Annotated in this window: 27 protein-coding genes; 22 read left to right on the plus strand and 5 right to left on the minus strand. The window is 65.4% G+C overall.

Annotated features, from left to right (window positions below):
• Window positions 1-28 precede the first annotated feature (28 nt).
• Both FFS62_RS02305 and upp read right to left on the minus strand, forming a co-directional pair.
• On the minus strand, window positions 29-1,291 hold the full coding sequence (locus FFS62_RS02305; protein ID WP_137971193.1) for a uracil-xanthine permease family protein: 1,263 nt from the start codon (window positions 1,289-1,291) through the stop codon (window positions 29-31).
• Window positions 1,292-1,293: 2 nt separating this feature from the next.
• Window positions 1,294-1,932: a uracil phosphoribosyltransferase gene (gene upp, locus FFS62_RS02310; RefSeq protein WP_137971194.1), complete on the minus strand. Its 639-nt coding sequence runs from the start codon at window positions 1,930-1,932 to the stop codon at window positions 1,294-1,296.
• Between the two features lie 196 nt (window positions 1,933-2,128).
• Here upp and FFS62_RS02315 point away from each other — a divergent pair, with 196 nt between their 5' ends.
• The 4 genes from FFS62_RS02315 to mqo all read left to right on the plus strand — a co-directional run bounded on the left by FFS62_RS02315 (window position 2,129) and on the right by mqo (window position 5,442).
• Window positions 2,129-2,686: a hypoxanthine-guanine phosphoribosyltransferase gene (locus FFS62_RS02315; protein WP_137971195.1), complete on the plus strand. Its 558-nt coding sequence runs from the start codon at window positions 2,129-2,131 to the stop codon at window positions 2,684-2,686.
• On the plus strand, window positions 2,687-3,181 hold the full coding sequence (locus FFS62_RS02320; protein ID WP_137971196.1) for a WbuC family cupin fold metalloprotein: 495 nt from the start codon (window positions 2,687-2,689) through the stop codon (window positions 3,179-3,181).
• A gap of 105 nt (window positions 3,182-3,286) precedes the next feature.
• Complete coding sequence (locus FFS62_RS02325; RefSeq protein WP_137971197.1) at window positions 3,287-3,574, plus strand: PA4642 family protein; 288 nt, start codon at window positions 3,287-3,289, stop codon at window positions 3,572-3,574.
• Window positions 3,575-3,954: 380 nt separating this feature from the next.
• Entirely contained in the window at window positions 3,955-5,442 is a 1,488-nt protein-coding gene (gene mqo / locus FFS62_RS02330; protein WP_137971198.1) for a malate dehydrogenase (quinone), read from the plus strand.
• 55 nt (window positions 5,443-5,497) lie between these two features.
• Here mqo and FFS62_RS02335 read toward each other — a convergent pair whose 3' ends face one another.
• Window positions 5,498-5,692 carry a hypothetical protein gene (locus tag FFS62_RS02335; RefSeq protein ID WP_256662102.1) on the minus strand — a complete coding sequence of 65 codons (195 nt, stop codon included), beginning with the start codon at window positions 5,690-5,692 and terminating at the stop codon, window positions 5,498-5,500.
• A 207-nt stretch (window positions 5,693-5,899) separates the two neighbouring features.
• Here FFS62_RS02335 and FFS62_RS02340 point away from each other — a divergent pair, with 207 nt between their 5' ends.
• Entirely contained in the window at window positions 5,900-6,487 is a 588-nt protein-coding gene (locus tag FFS62_RS02340; protein ID WP_137971200.1) for a YajG family lipoprotein, read from the plus strand.
• A 65-nt stretch (window positions 6,488-6,552) separates the two neighbouring features.
• Here the strand turns inward: FFS62_RS02340 and FFS62_RS02345 are convergent, their stop codons facing one another.
• Window positions 6,553-6,759, minus strand: a complete 207-nt coding sequence (locus tag FFS62_RS02345; RefSeq protein ID WP_137971201.1) for a hypothetical protein — start codon at window positions 6,757-6,759, stop codon at window positions 6,553-6,555.
• 340 nt (window positions 6,760-7,099) lie between these two features.
• On the opposite strand from FFS62_RS02345, the gene FFS62_RS02350 reads away from it, so the two are divergent.
• The 17 genes from FFS62_RS02350 (at window position 7,100) to FFS62_RS02430 (ending at window position 24,093) form a co-directional block, all read left to right on the plus strand.
• Window positions 7,100-7,387 (plus strand): hypothetical protein, encoded by a 288-nt coding sequence (locus FFS62_RS02350; protein WP_137971202.1) that lies wholly within the window; start codon window positions 7,100-7,102, stop codon window positions 7,385-7,387.
• Window positions 7,388-7,928: 541 nt separating this feature from the next.
• Window positions 7,929-8,753, plus strand: a complete 825-nt coding sequence (locus FFS62_RS02355) for an outer membrane lipoprotein-sorting protein (RefSeq protein WP_218569265.1) — start codon at window positions 7,929-7,931, stop codon at window positions 8,751-8,753.
• Between the two features lie 29 nt (window positions 8,754-8,782).
• Window positions 8,783-10,153: a hypothetical protein gene (locus FFS62_RS02360; RefSeq protein ID WP_137971203.1), complete on the plus strand. Its 1,371-nt coding sequence runs from the start codon at window positions 8,783-8,785 to the stop codon at window positions 10,151-10,153.
• The gene (locus FFS62_RS02365) at window positions 10,128-11,087 is read left to right on the plus strand and encodes an ACP S-malonyltransferase (protein WP_171016250.1); all 960 of its coding nucleotides are present in this window, start codon (window positions 10,128-10,130) and stop codon (window positions 11,085-11,087) included. The genes FFS62_RS02360 and FFS62_RS02365 overlap by 26 nt, the downstream gene beginning before the upstream one ends.
• Window positions 11,088-11,097: 10 nt before the next feature.
• Window positions 11,098-12,144 (plus strand): hypothetical protein, encoded by a 1,047-nt coding sequence (locus FFS62_RS02370; RefSeq protein WP_137971205.1) that lies wholly within the window; start codon window positions 11,098-11,100, stop codon window positions 12,142-12,144.
• Window positions 12,145-12,154: 10 nt separating this feature from the next.
• Window positions 12,155-12,523, plus strand: a complete 369-nt coding sequence (gene acpS, locus FFS62_RS02375; protein ID WP_137971206.1) for a holo-ACP synthase — start codon at window positions 12,155-12,157, stop codon at window positions 12,521-12,523.
• 24 nt (window positions 12,524-12,547) lie between these two features.
• Window positions 12,548-13,303, plus strand: a complete 756-nt coding sequence (fabG, locus tag FFS62_RS02380) for a 3-oxoacyl-ACP reductase FabG (RefSeq protein ID WP_137971207.1) — start codon at window positions 12,548-12,550, stop codon at window positions 13,301-13,303.
• Between the two features lie 9 nt (window positions 13,304-13,312).
• Entirely contained in the window at window positions 13,313-13,894 is a 582-nt protein-coding gene (locus FFS62_RS02385; protein WP_137971208.1) for a 3-hydroxyacyl-ACP dehydratase FabZ family protein, read from the plus strand.
• A 23-nt stretch (window positions 13,895-13,917) separates the two neighbouring features.
• On the plus strand, window positions 13,918-14,208 hold the full coding sequence (locus FFS62_RS02390) for an acyl carrier protein (RefSeq protein ID WP_137971209.1): 291 nt from the start codon (window positions 13,918-13,920) through the stop codon (window positions 14,206-14,208).
• 41 nt (window positions 14,209-14,249) lie between these two features.
• Window positions 14,250-15,386, plus strand: a complete 1,137-nt coding sequence (locus FFS62_RS02395) for an aminomethyltransferase family protein (RefSeq protein WP_171016251.1) — start codon at window positions 14,250-14,252, stop codon at window positions 15,384-15,386.
• A gap of 80 nt (window positions 15,387-15,466) precedes the next feature.
• Window positions 15,467-18,016, plus strand: coding sequence for a beta-ketoacyl-[acyl-carrier-protein] synthase family protein (locus FFS62_RS02400; RefSeq protein WP_137971211.1), 2,550 nt, complete (start codon window positions 15,467-15,469; stop codon window positions 18,014-18,016).
• Window positions 18,009-19,265, plus strand: coding sequence for a beta-ketoacyl synthase N-terminal-like domain-containing protein (locus tag FFS62_RS02405; RefSeq protein ID WP_137971212.1), 1,257 nt, complete (start codon window positions 18,009-18,011; stop codon window positions 19,263-19,265). The genes FFS62_RS02400 and FFS62_RS02405 overlap by 8 nt, the downstream gene beginning before the upstream one ends.
• An 11-nt stretch (window positions 19,266-19,276) precedes the next feature.
• Window positions 19,277-20,398, plus strand: a complete 1,122-nt coding sequence (locus tag FFS62_RS02410; protein ID WP_137971213.1) for a hypothetical protein — start codon at window positions 19,277-19,279, stop codon at window positions 20,396-20,398.
• Window positions 20,399-20,420: 22 nt separating this feature from the next.
• Window positions 20,421-21,158, plus strand: a complete 738-nt coding sequence (locus FFS62_RS02415; RefSeq protein ID WP_218569267.1) for an ABC transporter ATP-binding protein — start codon at window positions 20,421-20,423, stop codon at window positions 21,156-21,158.
• On the plus strand, window positions 21,151-21,837 hold the full coding sequence (locus tag FFS62_RS02420; protein WP_137971215.1) for a hypothetical protein: 687 nt from the start codon (window positions 21,151-21,153) through the stop codon (window positions 21,835-21,837). Before FFS62_RS02415 ends, FFS62_RS02420 begins: the two co-directional genes overlap by 8 nt.
• Window positions 21,834-23,159: an FtsX-like permease family protein gene (locus FFS62_RS02425; protein WP_137971216.1), complete on the plus strand. Its 1,326-nt coding sequence runs from the start codon at window positions 21,834-21,836 to the stop codon at window positions 23,157-23,159. The genes FFS62_RS02420 and FFS62_RS02425 overlap by 4 nt, the downstream gene beginning before the upstream one ends.
• 172 nt (window positions 23,160-23,331) lie before the next feature.
• The gene (locus FFS62_RS02430; RefSeq protein WP_137971217.1) at window positions 23,332-24,093 is read left to right on the plus strand and encodes an SDR family oxidoreductase; all 762 of its coding nucleotides are present in this window, start codon (window positions 23,332-23,334) and stop codon (window positions 24,091-24,093) included.
• 178 nt (window positions 24,094-24,271) lie between these two features.
• Here the strand turns inward: FFS62_RS02430 and fabB are convergent, their stop codons facing one another.
• Window positions 24,272-25,492, minus strand: a complete 1,221-nt coding sequence (gene fabB, locus FFS62_RS02435) for a beta-ketoacyl-ACP synthase I (RefSeq protein WP_137971218.1) — start codon at window positions 25,490-25,492, stop codon at window positions 24,272-24,274.
• Window positions 25,493-25,745: the final 253 nt, after the last annotated feature.

Here is a 25,745-nt window from a genome sequence, read left to right on the forward strand (position 1 = left end):
AAGCCCCGCGAGAGCGGGGCTTTTTCATTCAGATCTCCGGGTCGATCGGCGGGTGCTTGTGCCAGGCGCTGCCGCCCGGCAGCAGCAGGTTCAGCGCCAGGGCGCTGATGGCGCACAGGGAGATGCCGGACAGGGCGAACTCCTTGCCGCCGATGACCATGCCGCCGATGCCGAACACCAGGGTCACCGAGACGATGATCAGGTTGCGCGCCTCGGACAGATCCACTTGGTGACGGATCAGGGTGTTCAGGCCGACCACCGCGATGGAGCCGAACAGCAGGCAGAGGATGCCGCCCATCACCGGGACCGGGATGGCCTGCAGCGCCGCGCCGAACTTGCCGATAAAGGCCAGCAGAATCGCGAACACGGCCGCCCAGGTCATCACCTTGGGGTTGAAGCTCTTGGTCAGCATCACCGCGCCGGTGACTTCTGCGTAGGTCGTGTTGGGCGGGCCGCCGAACAGGCCGGCGGCCGAGGTGGCCAGGCCGTCGCCGAGCAGGGTGCGGTGCAGGCCGGGCTTGCGCACGAAGTCGTTGCCGGTGACGGTGCCGACCGCGATCACTCCGCCGATGTGCTCGATGGCCGGGGCCAGGGCCACCGGCACCATGTAGAGGATGGCGCCCAGGTGGAACTCGGGGGCGACGAAGTTGGGCATGGCCAGCCAGGGCGCGGCGACGATGCCAGCGGTGTCGATCACCCCGAAGAAGGCGGCCAGGCTGCAGCCCACGGCGATGCCGGCGAGGATCGGTACCAGGCGGAACAGGCCGCGGCCGAGCACCGCTACCAGTAGGGTGGTGACCAGTGCCGGCATGGAGATGAACATGGCGGTCTGGTAGGGCACCAGTTCGGCGGCACCGTCGCCGGTCTTGCCCATGGCCATGTTCACCGCGACCGGCGACAGGGCCAGTCCGATGGCGATGATCACCGGGCCGATCACCACTGGCGGCAGGATGCGGTCGATGAAGCCAGGCCCTTTCAGCTTCACGGCCAGGCCGAGGAAGGTGTAGACGAAGCCGGCGGCGACCACGCCGCCAAGCACCGCCGGCAGGCCGAACTCACCCTGGGCGGCGATAATCGGCGCGATGAAGGCGAAGCTCGATGCCAGGAACACCGGCACCTGGCGCCCGGTGGCCAGCTGGAACAGCAGGGTGCCGACGCCGGCGGTGAACAGCGCCACGTTCGGATCCATGCCGGTGATTAGTGGCATCAGCACCAGGGCGCCGAAGGCGACGAACAGCATCTGCGCGCCGGAGAGGATCTGCCGCGGCAGCGGGTCGTTGTACTCGCTCATGCTCAGGCGTCCTTCTGCTTGGTGCCGAATATCTTGTCGCCGGCGTCACCCAGGCCGGGAATGATGTAGCCGTGTTCGTTGAGGCGCTGGTCGATGGAGGCGGTATAGATGATCACATCTGGATGGGCGTCCTCGACCTTCTGGATGCCCTCGGGGGCGGCGACCAGGACCATGGCGCGGATCTCCTTGCAGCCAGCCTTCTTCAGCAGGTCGATGGTGGCGACCATGGAGCCGCCGGTGGCCAGCATCGGGTCGACGATCAGCGCCAGGCGCTCGTCGATCTCCGGCGCCAGCTTCTCCAGGTAGGTGTGTGCCTGCAGGGTCTCCTCGTTGCGCGCGATGCCCACGGCGCTGACCTTGGCGCCCGGCACCAGGCTGAGCACGCCGTCGAGCATGCCGATGCCGGCACGCAGGATCGGCACCACGGTGATCTTCTTGCCGGCGATCTTCTCCACCTGCACCGGTCCGGCCCAGCCCTGAATCTCGTAGTGCTCCAGCGGCAGGTCGTTGGTCGCCTCGTAGGTCAGCAGGGCGCCCACTTCCTGGGCCAGTTCGCGGAAGTTCTTGGTACTGATGTCGGCGCGGCGCATCAGACCGATCTTGTGGCGGATCAGCGGATGGCGGATCTCACGGATGGGCATGCGGAGTTCTCCGGGGCGGGAAGGAAATTCTGGCTAGAGTAAAGCACTGGTAATGCCGTCTAGAAGCCGCGCAGTTTAACGGTTTAGCTGTTCGATTGGTCAGAAAATATGCTGCCGGACTTGCCCTCTGGCGCCCATCTGAGTACCTTTGCCGGCCATTTTTTAACCAGCCCACTTTTACCTTCCGGAGCACGCCATGTCCGCCGATCTCGCCCACATCCGCCAAGTCATGGCCGAAGCCGATTGCCTGTTCAACGAGGCCCAGGTGGAGGCCGCCATCGACCAGGTGGCCGCGGCCATCAACGGCGAGCTGGCCGAGCGCAACCCGGTGGTGTTCTGCGTGATGAATGGCGGCCTGATCTTCGCCGGCAAGCTGCTGCCCAAGCTGGGCTTCCCGCTGGAGCTGTCCTACCTGCACGCCACCCGCTACCGCAGCGAGACCACCGGCGGCGAGCTGTTCTGGAAGGCCAAGCCGGAAATCTCCTTCATCGATCGCGAAGTGCTGATCATCGACGACATCCTCGACGAGGGGCACACCCTGTCGGCCATCATCGAGTTCTGCAAGCACGCCGGCGCCAGCGCCGTGCACACCGCCGTGCTGATCGACAAGACCCATGACCGCAAGGCCCGCCCGGACCTCAAGGCGGACTACGTTGGCCTGCCCTGCGAGGATCGCTTCATCTTCGGTTACGGCATGGACTACAAGGGCTACTGGCGCAACGCCGCGGGCATCTTCGCGGTTAAAGGCCTGTAAGTGCGCGCACCGGTGTTTCTCGACCGCGCCCTGTTCGCCGAGCTGGCGGGCAAGGCGGCAGAGGCCCCGCGCCGGCGCGCCCACCACAACCTGCACGACATGAGCGAGCCCTGCCACCGCCTGGCGGTGGGGCTGCAGCCCGACACCTATATTCCTCCCCATCGTCACCTGTCAGCCGACAAGGCCGAGACCCTGCTGGTGCTGCAGGGGCGCATCGGCCTGCTGCTGTTCGCCGAGGACGGCAGCCTGCAGCAGACCCGTCTGCTCGAAGCCGGCGGCGACTGCCGGGGCGTGGATCTCACTCCCGGTCAGTTCCACGCCCTGGTGGTACTGACGGCCGACAGCATCCTCTTCGAATGCAAGGCCGGCCCCTATCGGCCGCTGGTCGAGGCCGAGCAGGCCGCCTGGGCGCCGCGCGAGGGCGAACCAGGGGTGGCCGATTACCTGGCCTGGATGCGCGCGCAGTTCCGGCCGCTCGGCGACTCGCCGGTCTAGTCGCGGTCCACGGGACTCCCGGCTGCTGCCTTTAGTCGCGTTGAGCGGCGCACGGGGCAAGGGTAAACTGCCGGCCCCCGTGATGCCCGCTAGCTGGAGTGCGTGATGCGTAAAGACAAGAAACAGGTGATTGGCGAAGAGATCAGCGACGACTCGATCAAGCTGTTCCTCGACGTCGAGCCGGCGGATGACACCCCGCCGTCCCTGCACAAGCTGGTCAAGGCCTACCGCGGCCTGCGCATCGACGACTTCGAGAAATTCCTGACCTTCTTCAAGCAGGCCGGCTACGACCTGAACGCGCGGGACGCCAAGGGCCAGGATTTCATCGCCCTGATCCAGGATCAGCGCCTGGCCGAGCCCTACGTCGAAGCCGTTAAAGCAGCAAAAGCCTGAGAGCCGTAGAAAAAATGACCGTCCGCCGGGGTTCGTGCATTTTTTGCGACTGAGCCCGCGGCAATAGTGGTATTGTGCGCGCCGTAAATCTCCCGAGCCGGCGCGGCAGCTGGTCTGGCGCGCGTCTTGCGTGCCCCGCTGAAGGGGCGTTGCAGAGCGTTTCGAGCTCTGCCGGGAAGTGAAGAATTGAACGTGCGGACCGCCCACAGGCGGTGCGCGCCGGACGAGGTTGCTCGGGATCGGTCAGGCCAAGTCATCGGCCACGGTGCGAGCCCTCCGAAGCTCCAGACACCCGTCTGGCTGCCAGTGATTAGACGTCGGTGCGCGGCTCAAAAGGCCGATGTCAGCGGCTTGGTACTGCAGATCTTGGAGAAGCGTTAATGACGCAAGTCAATCACGAAACTGTGGATGTGCTGCTGGTCGGGGCCGGCATCATGAGCGCCACCCTGGCGGTGCTGCTCAAGGAGCTGGACCCCAACCTCAAGCTGGAGATCGCCGAACTGCGTTCCTCCGGCGCCATCGAAAGCTCCAACCCGTGGAACAACGCGGGTACCGGCCACGCCGGCCTCTGTGAGCTGAACTACACGCCGCAGGCGGCGAATGGTTCGGTGGACATCAAGAAGGCGGTGCAGATCAACACCCAGTTCGAGGTTTCCAAGCAGTTCTGGTCGTACCTGTGCGGCAAGAGCGCCTTCGGCTCGCCGAAGAACTTCATCAATCCGGTGCCGCACCTGAGCTTCGTCCGTGGCGAGAAGGATGTCGGTTTCCTCAAGACCCGTCATGCCGCGCTGACCCAGCATCATGCCTTCGCCGGCATGGAGTACACCGAAGACAAGGCCGCCATGGCCGAGTGGATGCCGCTGATGATGCAGGGCCGCGATGCCAACGAGCGCATCGCCGCGACCCGCGCGCTGAACGGCACCGACGTCAACTTCGGCGCCCTGACCAACCAGCTGCTGCAGTACCTCGCCCAGCAGGGCGGCACCACCGTCAGCTACAGCCAGAAGGTCACCGGCCTCAAGCGCACCGCCGACGGCTGGAGTGCCGAGGTCAAGAACACCAAGAGCGGCGAGCAGCGCGAGATCAAAGCCAAGTTCGTGTTCCTCGGCGCCGGTGGCGGCGCACTGCCGCTGCTGCAGATGTCCGGCATCGAGGAAGGCAAGGGCTTCGGCGGCTTCCCGGTGAGTGGCCAGTGGCTGCGTTGCGACAACCCGGAAGTGGTCAAGCAGCACCAGGCCAAGGTCTACAGCCAGGCCGAAGTGGGCGCACCGCCCATGTCCGTGCCGCACCTGGACACCCGCGTGGTGGACGGCAAGACCTCGCTGCTGTTCGGCCCCTACGCCGGCTTCACCACCAAGTTCCTCAAGTACGGCTCGTTCCTCGACCTGCCGCTGTCGGTACGTCCGAGCAACATCGGCCCGATGCTGGCCGTGGCCCGCGACAACTTCGACCTGACCCGCTACCTGATCAAGGAAGTGCTGCAGTCGCCGGAACAGCGCCTGGAATCCCTGCGCAAGTTCTACCCGAACCTGAACCCGGCCGACTGGCGCCTCGAGATCGCCGGCCAGCGCGTGCAGATCATCAAGAAGGACGCCAAGAAGGGCGGCATCCTGCAGTTCGGTACCGAACTGGTGGCGGCTGAGGACGGCACCATCGCGGCCCTGCTGGGTGCCTCGCCAGGTGCCTCGGTCACCGTATCGATCATGCTCAACCTGATCGAGCGCTGCTTCGCCGCGCAAGCCGGTAGCGCTGCCTGGGCCGCCAAGCTCAAGGAAATCTTCCCGGCCCGCGAGAAGGTGCTGGAAGAAGACGCCGCGCTGTACCGCTCGGTCAGCGAGCAGAGCGACAAGGCCCTGCAGCTCGTCTGATGCCCTAGCGCCAACGAAAAAGCCGCCCTCGGGCGGCTTTTTTCATGCCCGGGATTCAGGCGGCGAGGGCAGGGCGCGGGCGCATGCCGATGTGTCGCGGCGCGATCATCGCCTCCAGCGGCAATGCCTGGCCCAGCCACTGGTTGCGCAGCTCGCGCACTTCCACCCAGCCGGCCTCGGCTGGCAGTTCGCTTGCCTCGCGCAGGGCGCGGCAGGTGCCCGTGGCATCCAGCAGGGCGAACCGGCGCATCCTGGCGCGCGGGGGGGTAAGCAGGGACCATAGACTCATCATCGAGCGATTCTCCTTCGGTTGCCGGAGTCTTATCGCATGCGGCGGTGACAGGGCGATGACAGGAACCGCACGGCCTCGGCGACGGTCTGAAACACAGCTGTCGGCCCAGCGGAGCGGTGGGTATACTGCCGGCCATTTTCCGCAGCCACCTTCTGGAGATCGCTCATGAAGAAACACCTGTTGTTCGGTCTGCTAGGCGCTCTCGGCGTCGCCCTCGTCGGCTGCGCCCACAGCCCGCAGCAGCTGCGCCCGCAGCCCAAGCTCAACGCCGCGCTGGTGGCCGTCGGCCAGGGCCAGCCGGTCGTGGTACGCGTTGCCGACGGTCGCCCGTCGCCGGTACTCGGCACCCGCGGCGGCCTGTATCCGGAAACCAGCGCCATCAGCGTGCAAGGCCAGGACATCCTGCCGCGCCTGCAGGCCGAGGCCGAGGCGGCCGTCCGCCTGCTCGGCTTCACGCCGAGCCAGAACGCCTACAACGCGCCGCAGCTGACCCTGACCCTGGCCGAGCTGAAGTACCAGTCGCCGAAGGAAGGCATGTACGTCACCGAGGCCGACATCAGCGCCACCTTCCGCGCCGATGTGCAGAACAGTGCCCGTCGCTACAGCGGCCGCTACGGCGCCTCGCTGAACCAGCGCTTTGGCATGGCGCCGAACCAGGAAACCAACACCAAGCTGATCAGCGACGTACTCAGCGACGCCCTGACCCGCACCTTCAAGGACCCGACCATCGGCCAGATGCTCGGCCAGCAGTAAGGCGTTCTGCGCAACGAAAAAGCCCGGCATCGCCGGGCTTTTTCATGTTCGGGCAGGCCGCCTGGTCAGGCCGCTTCGGCGTAAAGCTCTGGCAGGCTAAAGCCGGTGCGTTCGTCGATATCCGGCAGATCGTAGTGCTCGTGGCCACCGAGGGCGCAATACACCAGCCAGTGGTAGTCCTGCACGTTGAAGGAGAGTTCATCTACCACGGCTTCCACTTCGTCCAGCGAGTCGATGAGATAGTCGCGGTCAACAGGTTGCGGGTTGAGCATGGCGGGTCCTCCGCTGTTATGGAATTCGCTCCGTCACCACAGTGACTGGATAGTCACGGATGGAGTAACAAACCCTAGGCCAGTTGGATGACCGTTTTCAGACAATTTGGTGATAAGCACCAACGTTCGTCGGAACGCAGCTCATAACCAGGCGGGTTCCAGTAGACTGCCGCCCGCCAAACACGGGCCCTGGGGCCTTTTCCGGCGGGGCGCTGCCTGTTTCTGGTGCTCCGACGAGTGGCCAAGAAGGGCAGGGCAGAGCCTGGCGAGCCTCCTTGCCCGCTTCTGGTGCCAGCCTCTCCTGTCTATGGTGCATCTTTCTCCTGTTGAGGTGATTCGCGTGTCCCTGCAGTACCTCTGGACCCTGTTCTCGACCTATCCCGGGCAAGTGCTCAACGGCCTGGCATTGTTCTTTGCCGTCGCCGGCAGCTGGCTGCTGCTGGCCACCCGCCTGCGCGAGCAGCGTGCGGTTGCCCACCTAGCCGCCGACAGCGAACTGGACGAGATCGACGAGGAAACCTCGTTGCTGGACGAGCCGACCCAGCGCATCAACCGCTTCTTCTACGGTTTTGGTGGCGCCACTCTGGGCGCCGCTCTGCTGCTGTCCTGGTTCAGTACACGTATCTGAGGCTGTCGGCGCTCTTGGCGTTTCGCCGAAATCTGCACAGATAGCGACCGGAAACCGGCCAGTCATCCTTTTTTCTCTGCTTTTCGTCGCAGCACTCTGCTCGACATTCCTCCGTCAGCGCCTGAGGCCAGTCTCGGAAGTTCTACCGGCGCTACTGCCAATAGGTGCACCAAATTAGCTGCGCCGTTGTGGGGCGATCGTACCTGCAGCGAATCCGACGTCATGGTTGGCAGTATTCTGCGCAGTTGTCGTGACTGGATGGTCATATTGCAGGGTGGACTATTAATGAATTTAGAACTCTCTTTCTAATTAAACGTGCCGCCGATTTAAGTTGATATTGCCTGTGGCAAACATGGCGATAGGCCATTCATTACAGAAATAGTTCACGGAATGCCGTGTTGACATTAATGCTTGCCTAAAAATAGGATTCGGCCAGCTTTGAAGCTGAACCATAGGCGATGCTCAGGAAGTTCTTCGCCATAACAATAATAAGTTCTGCAGTGTCCAGGCTTTGTCTATTGGCGTTGCGGGGGATGAAGGGATGCGGCACGGCGTAGTTTCTTTATTTCTGATCCTGGGCTGGGCGTTTTTCGCGCCCATGGCGCCGGCGGCTGCTCAGCAGTCTGCAAACTCTTCTGAAAATACAGCGGATCAAGTTTCCGAAGATGCGCGCGCCGTGGATATTATCCGTCGCGCCGACCGTATTCGTGCCCCGGCCGAGCCCTTCCGCTATACCCTGACTCTGGCGGAGATGAAGGGCGATAGTGAAGTCACTCGGCAAAGTTTCGATGTGGCCATGCGTTTCTATAAGCCAGAGTCCGGGCAAGAGGGCGACGCGCGCGCACTGGTGCGTTTCGTCGATCCGCCCACCGAGCGTGGCAAGTCGCTGTTATCCATCTTCGACAAACTCTGGTACTACGAGCCAAAGCTGCGTCGCCCTATTCCTATTTCACGACAACAGCGCCTGGTCGGACAGGTTTCCAATGGCGATGTGGTCGCTACCGACTTCGATCTTTCCTATATATCCAAATTGGTGGCCACCGAGGATTGCGAGGGGCGCAAATGCTATCGCCTGGAATTGCAGCGTCGCTGGCCGCATGTGACTTATCCGAAGGTCATCTACTGGGTCGATGCGGAGAACTATCGGCCCTACAAGGCAGAGTTTCTCGCCACCAACGACAAGTTGATAAAGCGTGCCTGGTACAAGGATTACAAGCCGGCGCTGGGTGTCGAGCGACCGCATGAAATCTATATCGAAGACAGCCTGAAGAAAGAACAGTACACGCGCATGTTGTATTCCGACGTGCGCCTGGAAGCCGTGCCGGAAGCCTATTTCCAGAAAGAGTATCTGCTGCGTCTGCGTTGAATATCTGACAGGGAAGGGTGGGTATTCCGATGTGGCGGAACGAATTTCTGTTGGCCGGCGTTTGCCTGGCGCTGGCGGCCGAGCCGGTGTGTGCCGAGCAGCCGTGCAGCCTGTCCGGCTTCGCCGGGGCGGAGGCGGGGCGCTCTGCGGTGCGGGATGCGTGGCTTAACCCGGACGAGGATTTTACTCGGGCCATGGGGTCGGCGGCGACCTACGGCGAACTCAATGGGGATTGTGCGGGTGAGACGACGAAGCTGCATTTCAACGTCTTCGGTGAGCGTCTGGAAACCTTCGGCGATAACGGTATCGCCCAGGAGAACGACGGTTATGACAACCATGGCTTCGTGCGCGAGGCCTATATATCGCTGACGCCGCATGAGTCGGTGTTTATCGATATCGGTAAGAAAGATATACGCAACGGGCAGTTCTTCTTCGTCAGTCCGTTGGATTTCCTGCAGAGCCCGAGCAACTACTCGTCGCGGGGTGCGGTAAATGCGTTAGGTGTGTCCTGGCGCGACACTTATCGCGAAGGCGCGATGGTGGCGCAGATGTCCTGGTTCAGCCAGGCGGGCACTCTTGAGTTGGCGGTACTTCCGCAACTGGCCAATCCGTCGCACAAGGAGCGAGTGGCGGAATGGACGACATTGCAGCGGACCAATTCGGCAGAGCGGTATTACCTGTCATATACCACCGCCATGTTCGAGGACTTCAATCCTCGTCTGGTCATGGTCGGTGGTGAGAGTTATGCGTTTGGTATCGGTACCAGTGGTTTTCTGACCGAGGACTGGATTCTCAATATCGAGCTTTCCGTCAATGAACAGAGTCAGGTAAACGAGTTCGACAAGACGGCGCTGGATAGTTTGCAGTCGTATCGTTTGCCGGCAGAAGACGATTTCTTCGAAGAGCAGGATAAAGATCACTTCTACCAGTTCGGCGCCGGGCTTAGATACACCACGGATAACAATACAGCCATCTCGCTGGAGTACCTGTTTCAGGATCAGGGATGGCAACAGAAAGACTGGGACAATTATTTCGAAACGCTCGATCTGCTCGAAGGAGCTTATCAGGCGACTGCCGCGGATCTATTCAGAAACTATCAGCTGTTGTTCGTCCAGGAGGCGGACAACATGGCCCGGCGCGACCTGTTGCCGGGGCGTAACTACCTGATGGCGCATCTGGATAGTAATGAAGCCGAGTTGCGCAGGCTGTCATGGGAAAGTTCGACGATCTACAACCTGGAAGATCGCAGCTTCGCCCTCAATCTGCACTTCTCGTCGCAGTTGACGAGAACTTTCGAAGTGTATGTCGGTGGCGGTTATCTGGATGGTCCGGATAACAGTGAATTCGGTCGATTGGGAAACAGCGGGGTGGGTTATGCAGGTGTTCGAGCGATCTGGTGACAAGGGTGTGGCCCTGCTGTTCCCGGGGCAGGGTACCCAGCATATCGGCATGGGCGAGGAGGTCTGCGACCAGTCCGCCGCCACCGCGCGAGTCTGGGACTGCGCCAGCGACATTGCCGGCTTCGACCTGCGCCGCCTGTGCAGCAAGGGGCCGATGCCCAAGCTGGACAAGACCCAGTACCAGCAGGTCGCGGTCACCTGTGTCAACGTCGCCAGCCTGGAGGCGCTGCGCGAGCGTGGCGAACCGCCGGTAGCTGCCGTGGCCGGGCACAGCGTTGGCGAGTTCTCCGCGCTGTTCGCCGCCGGCGTGCTGGGCATGGAGGATGTGTTCCGCGCCGTGGCTGCCCGTGGCCGCATCATGCAGGCCCTGGCCGAACAGACCGACGGCGCCATGTACGCCATCAAGGGTGTCGGCCGCGATGCCATCGCCGAACTGATCGCCGCCCACGAACTGGCCGACGGCATCACCGTGGCCAACGACAACTCGCCCCGCCAGCAGGTGATTTCCGGTAGCAAGTCGGCGCTCAAGGAGCTGCTGCCGGCACTGCTGCGGGCCGGCTTCGAACAGGTCAAGCTGCCGGTCAACGGCGCCTGGCACAGCTCGCTGATGCTGGCTGGCCGCGAGGACTTCCAGGCGGTGATCGACGATCTCGAGTTCGCCGCACCGCAGCTGCCGCTGTTTACCAATCAGGCGGCGGCGCCTGTTGCCGATATCGCGCAGATCCGCCGTGATCTGGTGATCAATCTGTATTCCACCGTGCGCTGGCGCGAAACCATGCTGGCCCTGGCGGCCAGCGGTGTCGGCGGCTTCCTCGAAGTCGGTCCGAAGAAGGTGCTGGGTCGCCTGTTGCTCGATTTCACCGAGCTGCAGCCGCTGCCGGCGGTGGGTCATGTCTCCGACTACCTGGCGCCGCAAGCGGCGCTGGCCGACTGAGGCGCCAAGCATGTTGCCGACTTTCCGCCAGCACGCCGGTCGCTATGGTTTCGGCCTGTGCCTGGGCGTCAGCTTCCTGTGCCTGCTGCTGGCCTTCGCCCTGTTGCGCAACAGTCAAGCGCTGGGCCTGCTGGAGGTGTTGCCGGCCGGTTTCGCCATCGCCTTCGGCGTCACTCTGGGCGCTTCCCGCGATGCGCCGGGCTATTGGATCTACGCGGCGCGCTCGCTCAAGTTCATGGTCCTGCCGGCCGAACTGCAGCAGCTGCAGCAACTGCGCGTCAGTCCGCTGATCGGCCTGCTCAACCCGCTGCAGCAACCCTTCGTCCTGCCGCTGCTGCTCGCCAGCCTGATCACCTCGCTGTTGTGGGGCGGATTGACCCTGGCGCCGGCACATCCAGGTCTGGTGGCGCTGATCGTGCTGGGCTTGTTGTTCCCACTGCTGCTGGCTCTGCTGCTCACCGGCAGCGCACCGTACTTCATGGTGCTGGCCAGCGATCAGGGCGAGAACACCCTGTTGCCGCACATGAAGCGTCTGCGCAACGCCGGCCGTTACCGCGCGGAAGACCTGGCCATCAGCCTGCTGATCAGCCTATGCCTGATCTGGCCGCTGCAGGGCCGCGCCGACTTCGATCTGCAAGGCGGCTACGGCAAGCCGGAGTTCGTCGTGGCGGCGCTGCTGCTGGGCTGGATAGTCACTTTCTTCATGCTCCTCGGCGCCCGTCGTTCGCGGCTCTACTCGGCGGTGGGCGAGCGCCTGTCCGCCTTGCTGCGCAACGTGCCCGGCGATGCCGAACCGCTCGCCAGCCGGCTGCTGCCGCGCATGGCCCTGTACTACGCCGCCGTGGGCCTATGGGCACTGGTGCTGTGCGGCCTGCTGGCACAACTGCCGCAGCCGCTGCCGTTTCCGATGTTCTGCGCGTTGCTGCTGGCGGCGCCGGGCTGGGCCTTCTGGCGCGAGCGCGGGCTGACCCTGCGTCGCGATGCCGAACAGGCCGGCCTGTTCATCCGCGAGCTGGGCGTGCAGCCGGTGGCGGCCGGCATGCCACAGCGGCCTTAGGGGAGGGGATATGCACATCGGCATTGACATCGTGGAGATCGAGCGCATTCGCACCGCCAGCCAGCGCAGCGGCGAGGGCTTCATGACGCGGGTCTACACGGCGCAGGAGCGCGACTACATCGGCGACGCCGAGGCCAACGCGGAACGCGCGGCGGGCATCTGGGCGGCCAAGGAAGCAGCGGTCAAGGCACTGGGCAGCGGTTTTCGCGACGGCATCCAGTTCCACGATCTGTGCATCGAGCACGAGCCAGCGGGCAGACCGTACCTGGTATTCGCCGGGCGCTTCCGCGAAGAAATGCAGCGGTCCGGGCTGACCGCGGCGAGTTTGAGCATATCCCACTGCGGCACCCACGCAGTGGCAGCGGTTGTGCTCGGGTGACCACCAGAAGACAGGGCTAGGGCAATGGCAACATTTACGGATTTACAGGGGAAGGTCGCCTTGGTGACCGGGGCCAGCGGCGATATCGGCCTGGCGGTGTGCGAGAAGCTGCTGGAGGACGGCAGCAAGGTGTACGCCACTTACAACAACAACCCGGCACGCCTCGGCGAGCTGGCTGACCGCCAGGAGTTCGCCGGGCGCCTGGTGACGCTCAAGTGCGACATCACCAACAAGGCCGAGCTGGACGCGGCCCTGGCGCAGATCGAAGAGGCCGAGGGCAAGCTCGACGTACTGGTGAACAACGCCGGCAAGTACCGCGACAACCTGTTCTCGATGATGGACTTCGACGAGTTCGACGACGTGGTCAAGACCAACCTGTACGGCACCTTCATGGCCACCAAGGCGGCCCTACGCATGCTGCGCAAGGCCAAGCAGGCCACGGTGGTCAACGTCTCGTCGATCGCCGGCCTGACCAACAGCTTCGGCCAGACCAACTACAGCGCCGCCAAGGCCGGGATGATCGGCTTCACCCGCACCCTGGCCGGCGAGCTGGGTTCCAAGGGCGTGCGGGTCAACGCCGTGGCCCCGGGCCTGATCGAGTCGGTGATGACCAAGCGCGTGCCGCGCAACGTGATCCGCCAGACCCTCTCGGTGATCCCCCTGCAGCGCATGGGTGAAACCCGCGAAGTGGCCGAGGCCATCGCCTTCCTCTGCTCCAGCTCCTCGAGCTACGTCGTCGGCCAGACACTGGTGGTCGATGGCGGCCTGATCATGCGTTAAGGAGGCCCCATGGCCGATTCCGAAGAAAGTCTCGTCGCACCCTCGATGCTCATGAAGATGGGCCCCTGGCGCTATCCGTTCTTCCTGGTCGACAGGATCTGCGAATTCAAGCGCGGCTCGCGTGGCTACATCACCGCGGTGAAGAACATCTCGTTCAACGAGCCGCAGTTCACCGGGCACTTCCCGGAGAGCCCGATCATGCCCGGCGTGCTGATCGCCGAGGCGATGGGCCAGACCAGCGACTACCTGACCCTGCTCACCGCGTTCTGCGAGGAGTACGAGCAGCGTTTCGACTGCGACCTGTCGGCCCGCCGCGACCTGCAGAAGGCCCTGCACAGCGAGGACGGGATGGCGATCATCGCCGGCATCCGCAAGAAGTGGGGCGGCGTGCTGGCCTCCCAGGACCTCAAGTTCAAGAGCGTGGTACTGCCCGGGGACACCCTGGAGATGCGCAGCGAACTGATCATGAAAGACCCGGCCGGCTTCAGCCACTTCAAGGTCGAGGCGCGTATCGGTCGGCGGGTCACCACCGTCGGCAAGCTCGCCAACTTCTGGTTCGACATGAGCAAGCCATTCAACTACCCGGGCTAAGCCCCATCCGCGAGGACCACCACATGGACAAGCAACTGCAAGAAGCCATCGCCCAGCGCCGGGCCGTACTGGACAAGCTCAAGGACAGCCTGATCGACCGCCTCAACCTGTACCAGCGCCAGGACCAGATCGACGACGACACCCCGCTGTTCGGCAGCGGCCTGAAGCTGGACTCGGTGGATGCCACCGAACTGGTGGTGATGCTCGACGAGGAATTCGGCGTGCGCGTCTCCGAGGGCGACGATCCGTCCTACATGCGCAACGTCAACTCGCTGGCCAGTTTCATCCTGCAACGCCAGGCCGCAGCCGCCTGACTTCTGCCGAACACTATTCGAGGGACACAACGATGAATCCGATGGAAGCCGTTCACCAAGCCGCCGGCGCCACCCTGGGCGAACGCAATGGCGTGCGCATCCCGCTGCACTATGGCGCGCCCGCCGCCGAGCACCAGGCCTCGCGCAAGAACATCCTGCTGGCCGACTACTCGCACTTCGGCATCGTCGAAGTCCAGGGCGACGAAGCCTACGACTTCCTCAACCGCGTGGTCGGTGGCGACCTCTCGGTGATCCGTGACGAACAGGCGCTGTACACCGTGCTGCTGGACGACCAAGGCCAGATCGTCACCGACCTCTATGTGCTGTGCGACGACGAGCGCTTTCTGCTGCTCACCGAGTGGGTGCGCGGCGACGCGCTGGCCGCTAGCCTGCAGGCCCTGGTCGGCGAGGAGGAAGTCGAAATCGCCGCCAAGGACGAGCTCGGCGCCCTGCTGTTCGAAGGTCCCTACAGCTGGGAGCTGATGTCCGAGCTGTTCGGCTTCGATGTGCTCGGCCTGCCGTTCCTCGAGTTCATGCACGTGGACGGCGTGACCCTGCTGCGCGCCGGCAAGCACGGCGAGTTCTCCTACAAGGTGCTGGCGCCCAAGGAGGCCCTGGCCGAGCTGTGGCAGCGTGCCCTGGATGCCGGCGCCAAGTTCGACCTGAAGGCCGGCGGCATCGACTTCCAGAACCGCTCGCGCCTGGAAAACCCGTGCTGGGATCCGGCCCTGGCCGGCGAGTTCAGCCGCTGCCCGATCGAGCTGCAGCTGCAGTGGGCGGTGCGTTACGACAAGGACGAGTTCGTCGGCAAGGACGCCCTGCTGGCCAAGCTCGAGGAAGGCGCCGCGCAGCGCGTGGTGGGCTTCCAGGTCAAGGGCGACGGTGCCGCAGCCAACATCGGCGACGCCGTGTTCAGCGGCGACACGCAGATCGGCAAGGTGATCACCCTCGGCTGGTCGGAAGGCATGCAGGCCCATATCGGCCAGGCCCTGCTCGACAGCGAGTACGCCTATGCCGGCCTGGAAGGCTACGCCATCGACGCCGCATCCGGGCGCATCGCCATCGCCACCTCGGCGATTCCGTTCCTGCAGAACTTCAGCTTCCTGGTCAATCCGGCCGAGCACAGCTACGTCGACCCGTCGCGGCCGAAGAGCCTGCTGGAGCAACAGGCGCAATAACCGGCAATCAGCCACAGCCGAGCGGGCCGCCGGGGCGGGCGGTCCGTTCATCAGGTCGCCAGCCTCGAAGGAGTATGCAAATGGTTCAGCGCAAGCGGGTAGTGGTCACAGGGATGGGCGTGCTGACGGCGCTCGGCAATACGCTGGAAGAGTTCCGCGAGGGCCTGTTCGCTGAGAAGGCGGCCATCGGCCCGAGCCAGCATTTCCGCCATTACTTCGACGATGCCCTGGCATCCGAAGTGCTACAGGAGGTGGACTACCCCGGTGTCGCCGCCGAGCGCCTGCCCGAGTTGGACCGCACCTCGCTGTGGGGCTACAAGGTCGGTCGCGATGCCCTGGAACACGCCGGCCTGCTTGGCGATCCGCTGCTGGAACGCACCAGCCTGGTGGTCGGTGTGTCCTCGGCCAGCGCCGAGGCGATCATGCCGATGATCGAGGGCCGGCCCAAGGAGTTCAGCCCGCGCAAGATGGCGATCTGCGGCAACTTCTCAGCGATCTGCCCGGTGGTGACTTCGCTGCTCGGCCTCAAGGGCGGCTTCGAGCTGGTGGCCACGGCCTGTACGGCCAGTACCAACGCCATCGGCATCGGCTTCGACCAGATTCAGAACGACAAGAATCCGGTAGCACTGATCGTCGGCTCCGACCCGGTCTACCTGCCCACTTTCGCCGGTTTCTACGCGCTCAAGGCGATGCGCGAAGAGGCCTGCTGCCCCTTCTCCGGTACGCCCGGCATGTCCGTCGGCGAGGGCGCCGGCGCCCTGGTGCTGGAAGAGTACGAACACGCCAAGGCGCGTGGCGCCACTATCTATGGCGAGATCGTCGGCTACGCCACCAGCTCCGACGCGCACCATGAAACCGCGCCGGACCCGCGCGCCGAAGGCGCCACTCTGGTGATGCGCGCAGCGCTGAGCAACGCCGGCGTCGGCCCCGAGGCCATCGGCTACATCAACGCCCACGGCACCGGCACCGAGGCCAACGACCGCGCCGAAACCCTGGCGATGAAGAAGGTGTTCCCCAACATCGCCGGCATTCCGGTGAGTTCGACCAAGTCCTACTTCGGCCACAACATCGGCTCAGCCGGCATCATCGAAATGATCGCCTGCCTGACCACCCTGCCGTCCGGCAAGGTGCTGCCGACCCTGAACTTCTCCACGCCGCGCACCGGCTGCGACCTCAACTACGTGCCCAACCATTTCCAGGAGCACCAGGTCGAGCTGTTCATGAAGAACAACTACGCCTTCGGCGGCAACAACTGCAGCATCGTCGCCTCGGTGGTGCCCGAGACGGCGGCGCCGACCGAATACCGTCCGCGGCGCGTGGCGATCACCGGCTTCGGCGCGCTGAGTTCGCTGGGCTACGGCGCCGAGCAGATCGCCGAGAACATTCGCAACGGCGTCGACGGCTCGCTGCTGGTCTCCGCCAACGACTGGCTGGGTCTGGGCGAGGAGGGCCGTGACCTGGCCCAGCTGCTGGAGGCCAACCCGGCCCTGGCCGAGCGCCTGTCCGGCATGACCGAAGGCGACCTGCGCGCCATGCAGTTCCGCGCCCACGAAGTGCGCGGCATCGAGCCGCGCAAGCACCTGAAGAACTACGACCCGCGCAAGGCCAGCCGCATCGGCACTCACGGCTTGCTGGCCCTGGAGCAGGCGCTGCAGAGCGGCGGACGCAAGATTCGCCATGGCGACACCGACGTGGCGCTGATCATGGGCATGTCCAAGGGCCCGCAGGCCACCATCGCCCGCTACGCGCAGAGCCTGCATCCGGACCCGAAGCGGGCGCGCACCTTCGAGTTCCCCTCGGCGCTGATGAACTCCATCGCCACCTTCTGCGCCATCAGCAAGGGCATGAAGGGCTACAACACCACCCTGTCCACCGGTTACAACGCCGGCCTCGGCGCGCTGCTGTACGGCTATGAGATCGTCCGCCAGGGCCTGCAGGCGCAGGCGCTGGTCGGCGGCGCGGAAGAGAACTCCTATTCCTCGGTGCTGATGTCGCCAGCGGCGGCCGACCGCCTGAGCTGGAGCGATGCCGCGGACGCCTTCCAGGTCTACGGCGCCAGCGCCAGTGGCTTCACCATCGGTGAGGGCGCGGCGGTGGCCATGCTCGAAGACCTCGACGCGGCCCGTGCGCGCGGTGCCGAGGTGCTGGCCGAGGTGATCGGTTATGGCCGCTCGTGCGATGCCAGCTATCCGGGCGAACCGGCGTTGACCGGCGGCAACGCCATGGTCGCGGCGATCCGCCAGGCGCTCGACGAGTCCGGCCTGGGCCTGGAGCAGGTCGACCTGATCTGCGGCACCAGCTGGGGCACCGCGGAAAGCGCCGAGAAGGAGCTGGATGCCGTGCGCCAGGTGTTCGGCGCGCTCGCGGCCGAGGTGCCGCTGGTCAACTACAACGGCCACTTCGGCTTCGTCGAATCGGCGGCCGGCCTGCTCAACCTGTCGCAGGTACTGCAGGCCATGCGCAGCGGCGAGATCGCGCCGATCCCGCACACCAGCGAGTTCTGCGCCAGCGACATCGCCTTCGTGCGCCAGCCGCTGCGCCGCGAGGTGCGCCACGCCCTGGTGCTGGGCGCCTCGGACGGCGGCAACAACTACGCCCTGCTGATCCGCAAGGAATCCATCGATGGCTGATGCCGGGCGTGCGCTGATCTCCGGCCTGGGTGTGTTCAACGCCCTCGGCCACGACACGGCGGCGCTCTGCGCGGCCCTGACCGAACAGCGCCTGGGGGCGCGCAGCGGCTTCTTCGCCAGCGAGCGCGCGGCCCAGGGTAACGGCCTGCCGTTCAACCCGCAGCAGGTGGCGATGCCGGCACTGCCGCAGACCCGGCGCAACCCGGCCGGCTGCGACGCCGAGACCGCCTGCGCGCTGATCGAGAAGGTGCTGGACGAGGCCCTGGCCCAGGCCGGGCTGCGCCGCGCCGATCTGGCCGGACGGCGGGTGCAGTTCTATATCGGCGGTCAGGGCGTGCAGCCGGAAATAATGAAGTTCACCGCCTACCTGCAACGCAATGATGCCGAAGACCTGTTCTTCAACCCCGGCATCCGCAAAATGCACAGCGACAGCTACGCCGAGGAACGCCTCGGCCGCCTGCTCATGCAGCGCGTCGGCTTGGCGCTGCCGCCGCTGGCCCTGTCCACCGCCAGCTGCTCCAGCATGTCGGCGCTGTTCCTCGCCAGCCGGGCGATCGAGAGTGGCCGCGCGGACCTGGTGGTGGTGGCGTCCTGGCAGCAGGTGTCGCAGTACAACCTGATGTTCATGGGCGGGGTCAACGCCCTGGCCCGCTCGGTGGCGCAGCCGTTCTCGGCGGCCACCGAGGGCGTGATGCTGGGTGGCGGCGCTGCCCTGGCGATCCTCGAGAGCGAGGCGCACCTGCGGGCCCGCCAGGGCCGCGGCCTGCTGCGCATCGACGGCTTCGCCACCTGCCAAGGCGGCGGTTCGGGGCGCGGCGGGCAGTCCTTTGCCCCGGACTTCCGCACCCTGGCGCGCACCGTGGAAGAGTCGCTGGAACAGGCCGGCATCGCCGCCGCCGATGTCGGCTGCGTGTTCATGCACGGCAACGGCATTCGCGGCAGCGACCAGGCAGAGCTGCTGGCGGTGCGCAAGCTGTGGGGCGACAACACAGTGCCCACGGTTTCCTACAAGGCGCAGCTGGGCTACCAGGTGGCGGCCAGCGGCCTGACCGACCTGGCCATCGCCGCCGACGCCCTGCAGCAGCGCCGCCTGCTGGCGTTCAAGGCCCTGGCGCCGCTGGATGCCGCCGGGGTGCACCTGCATGCCGATGCCGAACCCCTGGCGCTGACCAGCGACAAGCTGGTCAAGCTGGGCCTGGGCATCGAAGGATCCATGGCCGCCTGCACGCTGACGCGGCTGGCAGGATGAGCGAGACGATCATGTCCGTCGAAGAGAAGCAGTTGACCCCGACCCGCCCGGCCAGCGCCGCCGAGCTGCAGGCGCCGCTTGGCCATGCCCGCCTCGAGCAGGGCAGCGCGCTGGCGCTGGTCGGCCTGTCCGTGCTGCAGGCCGAGCGTGCGCCGCAGCGTTTCGAGCCGCGCTGGTTCCGTGCCTGGGAGGCACAGCTGTACCAGTGCGCGGCGCGCAAGACCGGACGCCGCCAGTGGGACTTCAGCCGCTTCAGCCAGGACGGCGGCCTGGAGGCGGCCAAGGTCGGCTATCGCGACACCCTGGGCGCAGTGGCCCAGGCGGCCAAGCAGGCGGTGGCGGCGGCCGAAGCCAGCTGCGGTCGGCGCAGCTCGCGCGAGCGCATGGCCCTGCTGTATTTCGATTTCTGGGGGCAGAGCTCGCACCTGGAGCAGGCGTTCAACTGGCGCGACAGCTTCGATCTGGACGTGATCCCCAAATTCATCCTGCGTGACCAGGCCACCGAGGCCTTCTCCTGCAAGGTGCAGGCGGGCCGCGGCGCCTTTATCCAGGCGCTGCGCATGGCCCAGGCCCTGCTGCATGGCGGCGGCGCCGACAGCGTGCTGCTCGGCGGGCTGTTCCGCAGTTTCCCGGTGCTGTGCTTCGCCGAGGCCATCAGCGGCAGTGCGGCGGAGCGCGACTGGCTGGGGCGCGGCGGGCAGCACAACGCGCCGCTGGTGGAGCGTGCCGGCTTCATGGTGCTGCGACGTGGCGAGGCCCTGGCCACCGCGCGTCAGCCCGGCCTGCTGCTGGGCGAGCCGCACTACCTGCAGGCGCCGGTCGGGCGCGCGGCGACCCAGCAGGCGCTGAGCGAGCGCTGGGCCGAGCTGTTGCCGGAGCAGCGTGCGCTGGTCTATGGCGGCCACTACCCGTCCAGCCTGCTGGATCAGGTCGAGGCCGGTGCGGCGGCGGCCCAGGGTGATCGCTGGGTCTACGAGAACATCTGTCGGCGTTTCGGCGACAGCGGTGGGCTCAATCCGCTGCTGGCCCTGCAGCGTCATGCCGAGCGCAAGGCCGCCCAGGCGGACACGCCGCCGGCCCTGCTGAGCCTGAGCGACAGCCAGGGCGGCACCTGGCTGCTGCGAGGGGAATGAGATGACGGAAAGGGAGAACAAGGTGCAGGCATCCGCCACACCCGCCGGCGAGCCTCGCCGGCTGCAACTGGTCAAGGCCAGCCAGCTGCCGATCGTGCGCCTGAGTCAGGTGGAGAAACGCTACGGCAAGGGCGAGGGCAGCGTGCAGGCGCTGCGCAGCATCGACCTGCAGGTGGAGCGCGGCGAGTTCGTCGCCCTGGTCGGCCAGTCCGGCAGCGGCAAGAGCACGCTGCTCAACCTGATCGGTGGCATTGATCAGCCCAGTTCCGGCGCCGTGCACTTCCTCGGCCAGGACCTGGCCGATCTCGGCGACCGCGACCTAGCCCAGCTGCGCGCCCGCGAGATCGGTTTCATCTTCCAGTTCTTCAATCTGCTGCCGGTGCTCAGCGTGTTCGACAACGTCTACTACCCGCTGATGCTCAACGGCTATCGCAAGGAGCAGGCGCGCCGCCAGGTGCTGCAGGCGCTGGAGCGGGTCGGCCTGCAGCAGCATGCCCTGCGTCGCCCGGTGGAGCTGTCCGGCGGTCAGCAGCAGCGCGTGGCCATCGCCCGTGCCCTGGTGAAGAAGCCGGCTCTGGTGATCGCCGACGAACCCACCGGCAACCTGGATTCGGAAACCGGTCGCTCGGTGCTGGAGCTGATGCAGGAGATCAACCGCGAAGCCGGCACCACCTTCATCATCTCCACCCACTCCGACGCGGTACGTGACGTGGCCGGGCGGGTGGTGCGCATCGCCGACGGGAGCATCCAGCATGACTAGGCTGCTGCCGCTGATGCTCCTGCTGCTGGCCTCCAGCGCCCAGGCGGCGCTCGACGCCGAGCAACTGCGTGAGCAGGGCCGTACGGCGCTGGATGCGCTGGTCGAACGCAGTACCCAGTTGCCGGCGCGCGATCAGGCGATCCTGGCGGTGGTGCAGGCGCCGAACGAGGGGCTCGCTGAAAGCACCCTGGAATCGCTCGCGGCCTGGCGCGAACAGCACCCGGACGACCTGTCGGCCAAGCTCTACGAGGGCTACGGCTGGCTGTTCATGGCCGGCGAATACGTCAAACAGCAGAACTACTTCCGCGCCGCCGAGCTGGCCAAACGCGGCTTCTTCCTGATGGACGAGGCGGTCGACCAGAACCCCGAGGACTGGCGCCTGCGCCTGCTGCGCGCGCGCATGGATTGCTACGTGCCTGCCGAGTTCGGCCGCCATGTGGTGGCGCTCAAGGACCTGCGTTACCTGCGCGAACATCCCGAGCAGGTGCCGGCCGAACTGCGCCCGCTGCTGGACTTCCTCCAGGCCCGCGCCCAGCGCGCCGCCGGCGACGAGGTTGCGGCCAAGGCTTTGGCCGATCAGGCGCCATGGGGCGAGTTGCTGCAGGCCGAGGGACGCCTGCCCATCACCCAGGCGGAAGTGCAGCGGGTGCTGGCACCCATAGTGGAGGCGGCGCCGTGAGCGAACTGCTGTATTACCTGGCCAACGCCATCATCGCCTACGCCCTGTTGCTGGTGCTGTGGACCGCACTGCGCCGGCCTACCTCGATCCGCTACGCGTTCGCCAACCTGTTCCGCCAGCGCCGCCGCTCGGGCATCACCCTGTTGGCGATCATCATAGGCGGGGTGGCGGTGTTCACCTTCGGCGGCTTCGTCCAGCATTCCTTCTCGGCCCTGCGCGAGCAGACCATCCGCACCAACCTCGGCCACCTGCAGCTGTACCGCGAAGGCTACCTCGCCAGTGGCGCGACCAACCCGCTGCGCCACGGCATTCCCGGTTACCAGCAGATCAAGCAGGTGCTGGCCGCTGACCCCGAGTTGGGGCCGATGTTGAAGACGGTGACCGGGCAGATCGAGTTCTCCGGCATTGCCTCGCACTACGAGTCGGAGACTTCCACCTTCATCTCCGGCGTCGGCATCGAGCCGGCCAGCTCCCTGACCCTCGGCGCCCTGGACCGCATCGTGCTGGGCAGCGACCTGTCGCGCATCGACGGCCTCGGCGTAACCATCGGCAGCGGTGTGGCCAAGGGTATCGGCGCCGGCTACGACAGCGAGTTGGACCTGCTGGTGGTCAATCCCAAGGGCGGCCAGAACGCCATGTCGGTGACCGTGCGCGGGGTGATGCAGTCGGGCATCAAGGAGTACGACGACCGCTCGCTGAAGATGCCGCTGGAAACCGCCCAGGCGCTGCTGGAGACCGACGAGGTCAGCCGCATCATCATCCTGCTCAACGACACCGAGCAGACCGCCGCCGCGCTCGAGCGGGTCGAGGCGCTGATCGCCGAGCAGGGGCTCGCGCTTGAAGTGCGGCCCTGGTCCGAGCTGGCCGTGTACTACCACCAGGTGGTCAGCCTGTTCGACGGCATCTTCTTCTTCATCAAGTCGATCGTCAGCGTGATCGTGGTGTTCATGATCGGTAACACGCTGATGATGAACGTGGTCGAGCGCACCCGCGAGATCGCCACCCTGCGTGCCCTGGGCCTGACCCAGCGCGAGGTGGGGCGGCTGTTCATCCTCGAAGGCATCTTCATCGGCCTGCTCGGCGCGGCGCTCAGCGTGGCGGTGGGCATCGGCCTGGCCGAGCTGATCAACGTCAATGGCCTGCCCATGCCGCCGTCGCCGGGATACACCAAGGGCTACCTGGCCTTCATCCTGTGGGACGAGGATTTCAACCTGTTCTGGTTCACCTGCGCCCTGGCCATAGTCACCGCAGTGCTGGCCTCGATCATTCCGGCGAAACGCGCCTCGAAGTTGCTGATCGCCGAGGCATTCAGGTTCACCTGAACAACTTGGATAGTTGTCACCCGGCGGCGCTGGAAGTTGTCCGGGTGGTGGTAATAAGCGATGCGCCTTAGTGCAGGGTAAGTTGTGCCTGCGAGTGGGTGTTTAATACTGCGCTGCTGTTATTGAAGTTGTTGTTGGCGAGCGCGCTTCATATACAGAGTGAGAGCAAGTTATGACAGCAGAACGGCAAGTCGTCCTTATCACCGGCGCCGCCCGCGGCATTGGTGCGGCCATCGCCGAACGGTTCATCGACGACGGCTTCGATGTGGTGCTCAACTACCGCCGCACCCAGGGCAAGGGCGCCGCCAACCTGGACAACCTGGTGGCTCGCGCCGAGGCCCGTGGCGTGCGGGCATACAAGGCGCTGGCGGACATCTCCGAGAGCCGCGACGTGGAGCAGATGATCAAGAGCCTGCAGCTCGACGGCCTGGAGCGCATCCACCACCTGGTGCTGAACGCCGCCAGCGCGCCGTTCAAGTCGATCCTCGACCTGACCAAGCACGACTGGAAGCAGCTGTTCGGCACCAGCCTGATCGGCAACGTGGCGATGATCAACGCCGTGGCACCGCTGATGCCGGCCGGTGGCACCATCTGCGCCATCTCAGGCGTAGGCTCGCACACCGTACTGCCCAACTACCCGCTCGGCCTGATGAAGGCGGCGCTGGAGAACCTGGTGCGCTACATGGAGGTGGAGCTGTACGACCGCGGCATCCGCGTCAACGGCGTGTGCGGTGGGGTGGTGCGCAGCGAGATGCTGCCTTATCTGACGGAGATGTGGCCGCGGATGATCGGCAACATGGAAGCTTCGGGCCGGCGCTGGGCCCTGGAGCCGGAGGAGATCGCTAACGTGGTGGCCTTCCTCGCCTCGGATCGCTCCAGTGCCATCCGCGGACAGATCCTGGTGGCCACCGGCGGAGTGGGGCTGGCGGCCTGATCCGCCAGCGGTGAAACAAGCCGGCGCTAAGCCGGCTTTTTCATGCCTCCCAGTGGGTAGCCCGGATGCAATCCGGGGGACGGAGCTGCCTGCTTCCCGGATTGCATCCGGGCTACGAGTGCTTCCCCTCTCCCGCTGGCGGGAGAGGGGTCGGGCGGCCCGCGTAGGGAGAGGGGCTTCAGCCTTCCCAGCGTCTCAGCACCAGGGTGGCATTGGTGCCGCCGAAGCCGAAGCTGTTGCTCATCACCGTGTTCAGGCGCGCGCCGTGCCGTGACTCGCGCAGCACCGGCATGTCGGTCAGCTCGGGGTCGAGGTTGTCGATGTTGGCCGAGGCGGCGATGAAGTTCTCGTGCATCATCAGCAGGCAGTAGATCGCCTCGTGCACGCCGGCGGCGCCCAGGGCGTGGCCGGACAGGCTCTTGGTCGAGCTTATCGGCGGCAGTTGGCGGCCGAACACCTTGCGGATCGCTCGCATCTCGGCCAGGTCGCCAACCGGGGTGGAGGTGCCGTGGGCGTTGATGTAGTCGATCGGCTCCTCCACCTTTTCCAGCGCCTGCTGCATGCAGCGCATGCCGCCTTCGCCGCTGGGCGCGACCATGTCGTAGCCATCGGACGTGGCGCCGTAGCCGATGATCTCGGCATGGATCTGTGCGCCGCGAGCCAGGGCATGATCCAGCGCCTCGACTACCACCATGCCGCCGCCAGCGGCGATGACGAAGCCGTCGCGTCGGGTGTCGTAGGGGCGCGAGGCCTTCTCCGGGTTGTCGTTGTACTGGCTGGAGAGGGCGCCCATGGCGTCGAACAGGTAGCTCTGGCTCCAGTGTTCTTCCTCGCCGCCGCCAGCGAAGACGATGTCCTGCTTGCCCAGCTGGATCTGCTCCATGGCGTGGCCGATGCAGTGGGCGCTGCTGGCGCAGGCGGAGGCGATGGAGTAGCTCAGGCCCTTGATGCGGAACGGCGTGGCCAGGCAGGCCGACACCGTGTTGCTCATGGTGCGCGGTACGCGGAACGGGCCGACCCGGGCAATGCCCTTCTCGCGCAGGATGTCCATGGCCTCCATCTGGTTGAAGGCCGAGGCGCCGCCGGAGCCGGCGATCAGCCCGGTGCGTGGGTTGGAGATGTGCCCGTTGCTCAGGCCGGCGTCCTTGATGGCCTGCTGCAGGGCAAGGTAGGCATAGGCGGCGGCGTCGCCCATGAAGCGTTTGACCTTGCGGTCGATGCTCAGGTCGTCCATGTCCAGCGGTACCGCGCCGCACACCTGGCTGCGCATGCCGACTTCGGCGTAGGTGGGGTTGAAGCGAATTCCCGAGCGGCCGTCCCGCAGGTTGCGGGTAACGGTTTCCAGGTCGTTGCCGAGGCTGGAGACCAGCCCCATTCCGGTGATCACGACGCGGCGCATGCACAAATCCCTTTCTCAGACGATGGTCCGGGCCGGTCGAGCTGCGGATGCGGCGAAGATGCACTCGGGCAGAAGTTTCGCGCGCGATCCGGTTTATGAAAGTTGCCGGTTTTCCCTAGGCGGATAACTAACCAAAGTTTGGCTTTTTTTGCCAGCCTTAGTTGCGCTTTATGCGGGGTTTACCGAGAAATTCAATATGAATACGCAGGCAGCGGATATATATCGAAGTGTGCGGGGAAGTTTGATCGATTGA

Source organism: Pseudomonas sp. F(2018), assembly GCF_005508865.1.
Classification (GTDB): Bacteria; Pseudomonadota; Gammaproteobacteria; order Pseudomonadales; family Pseudomonadaceae; genus Aquipseudomonas.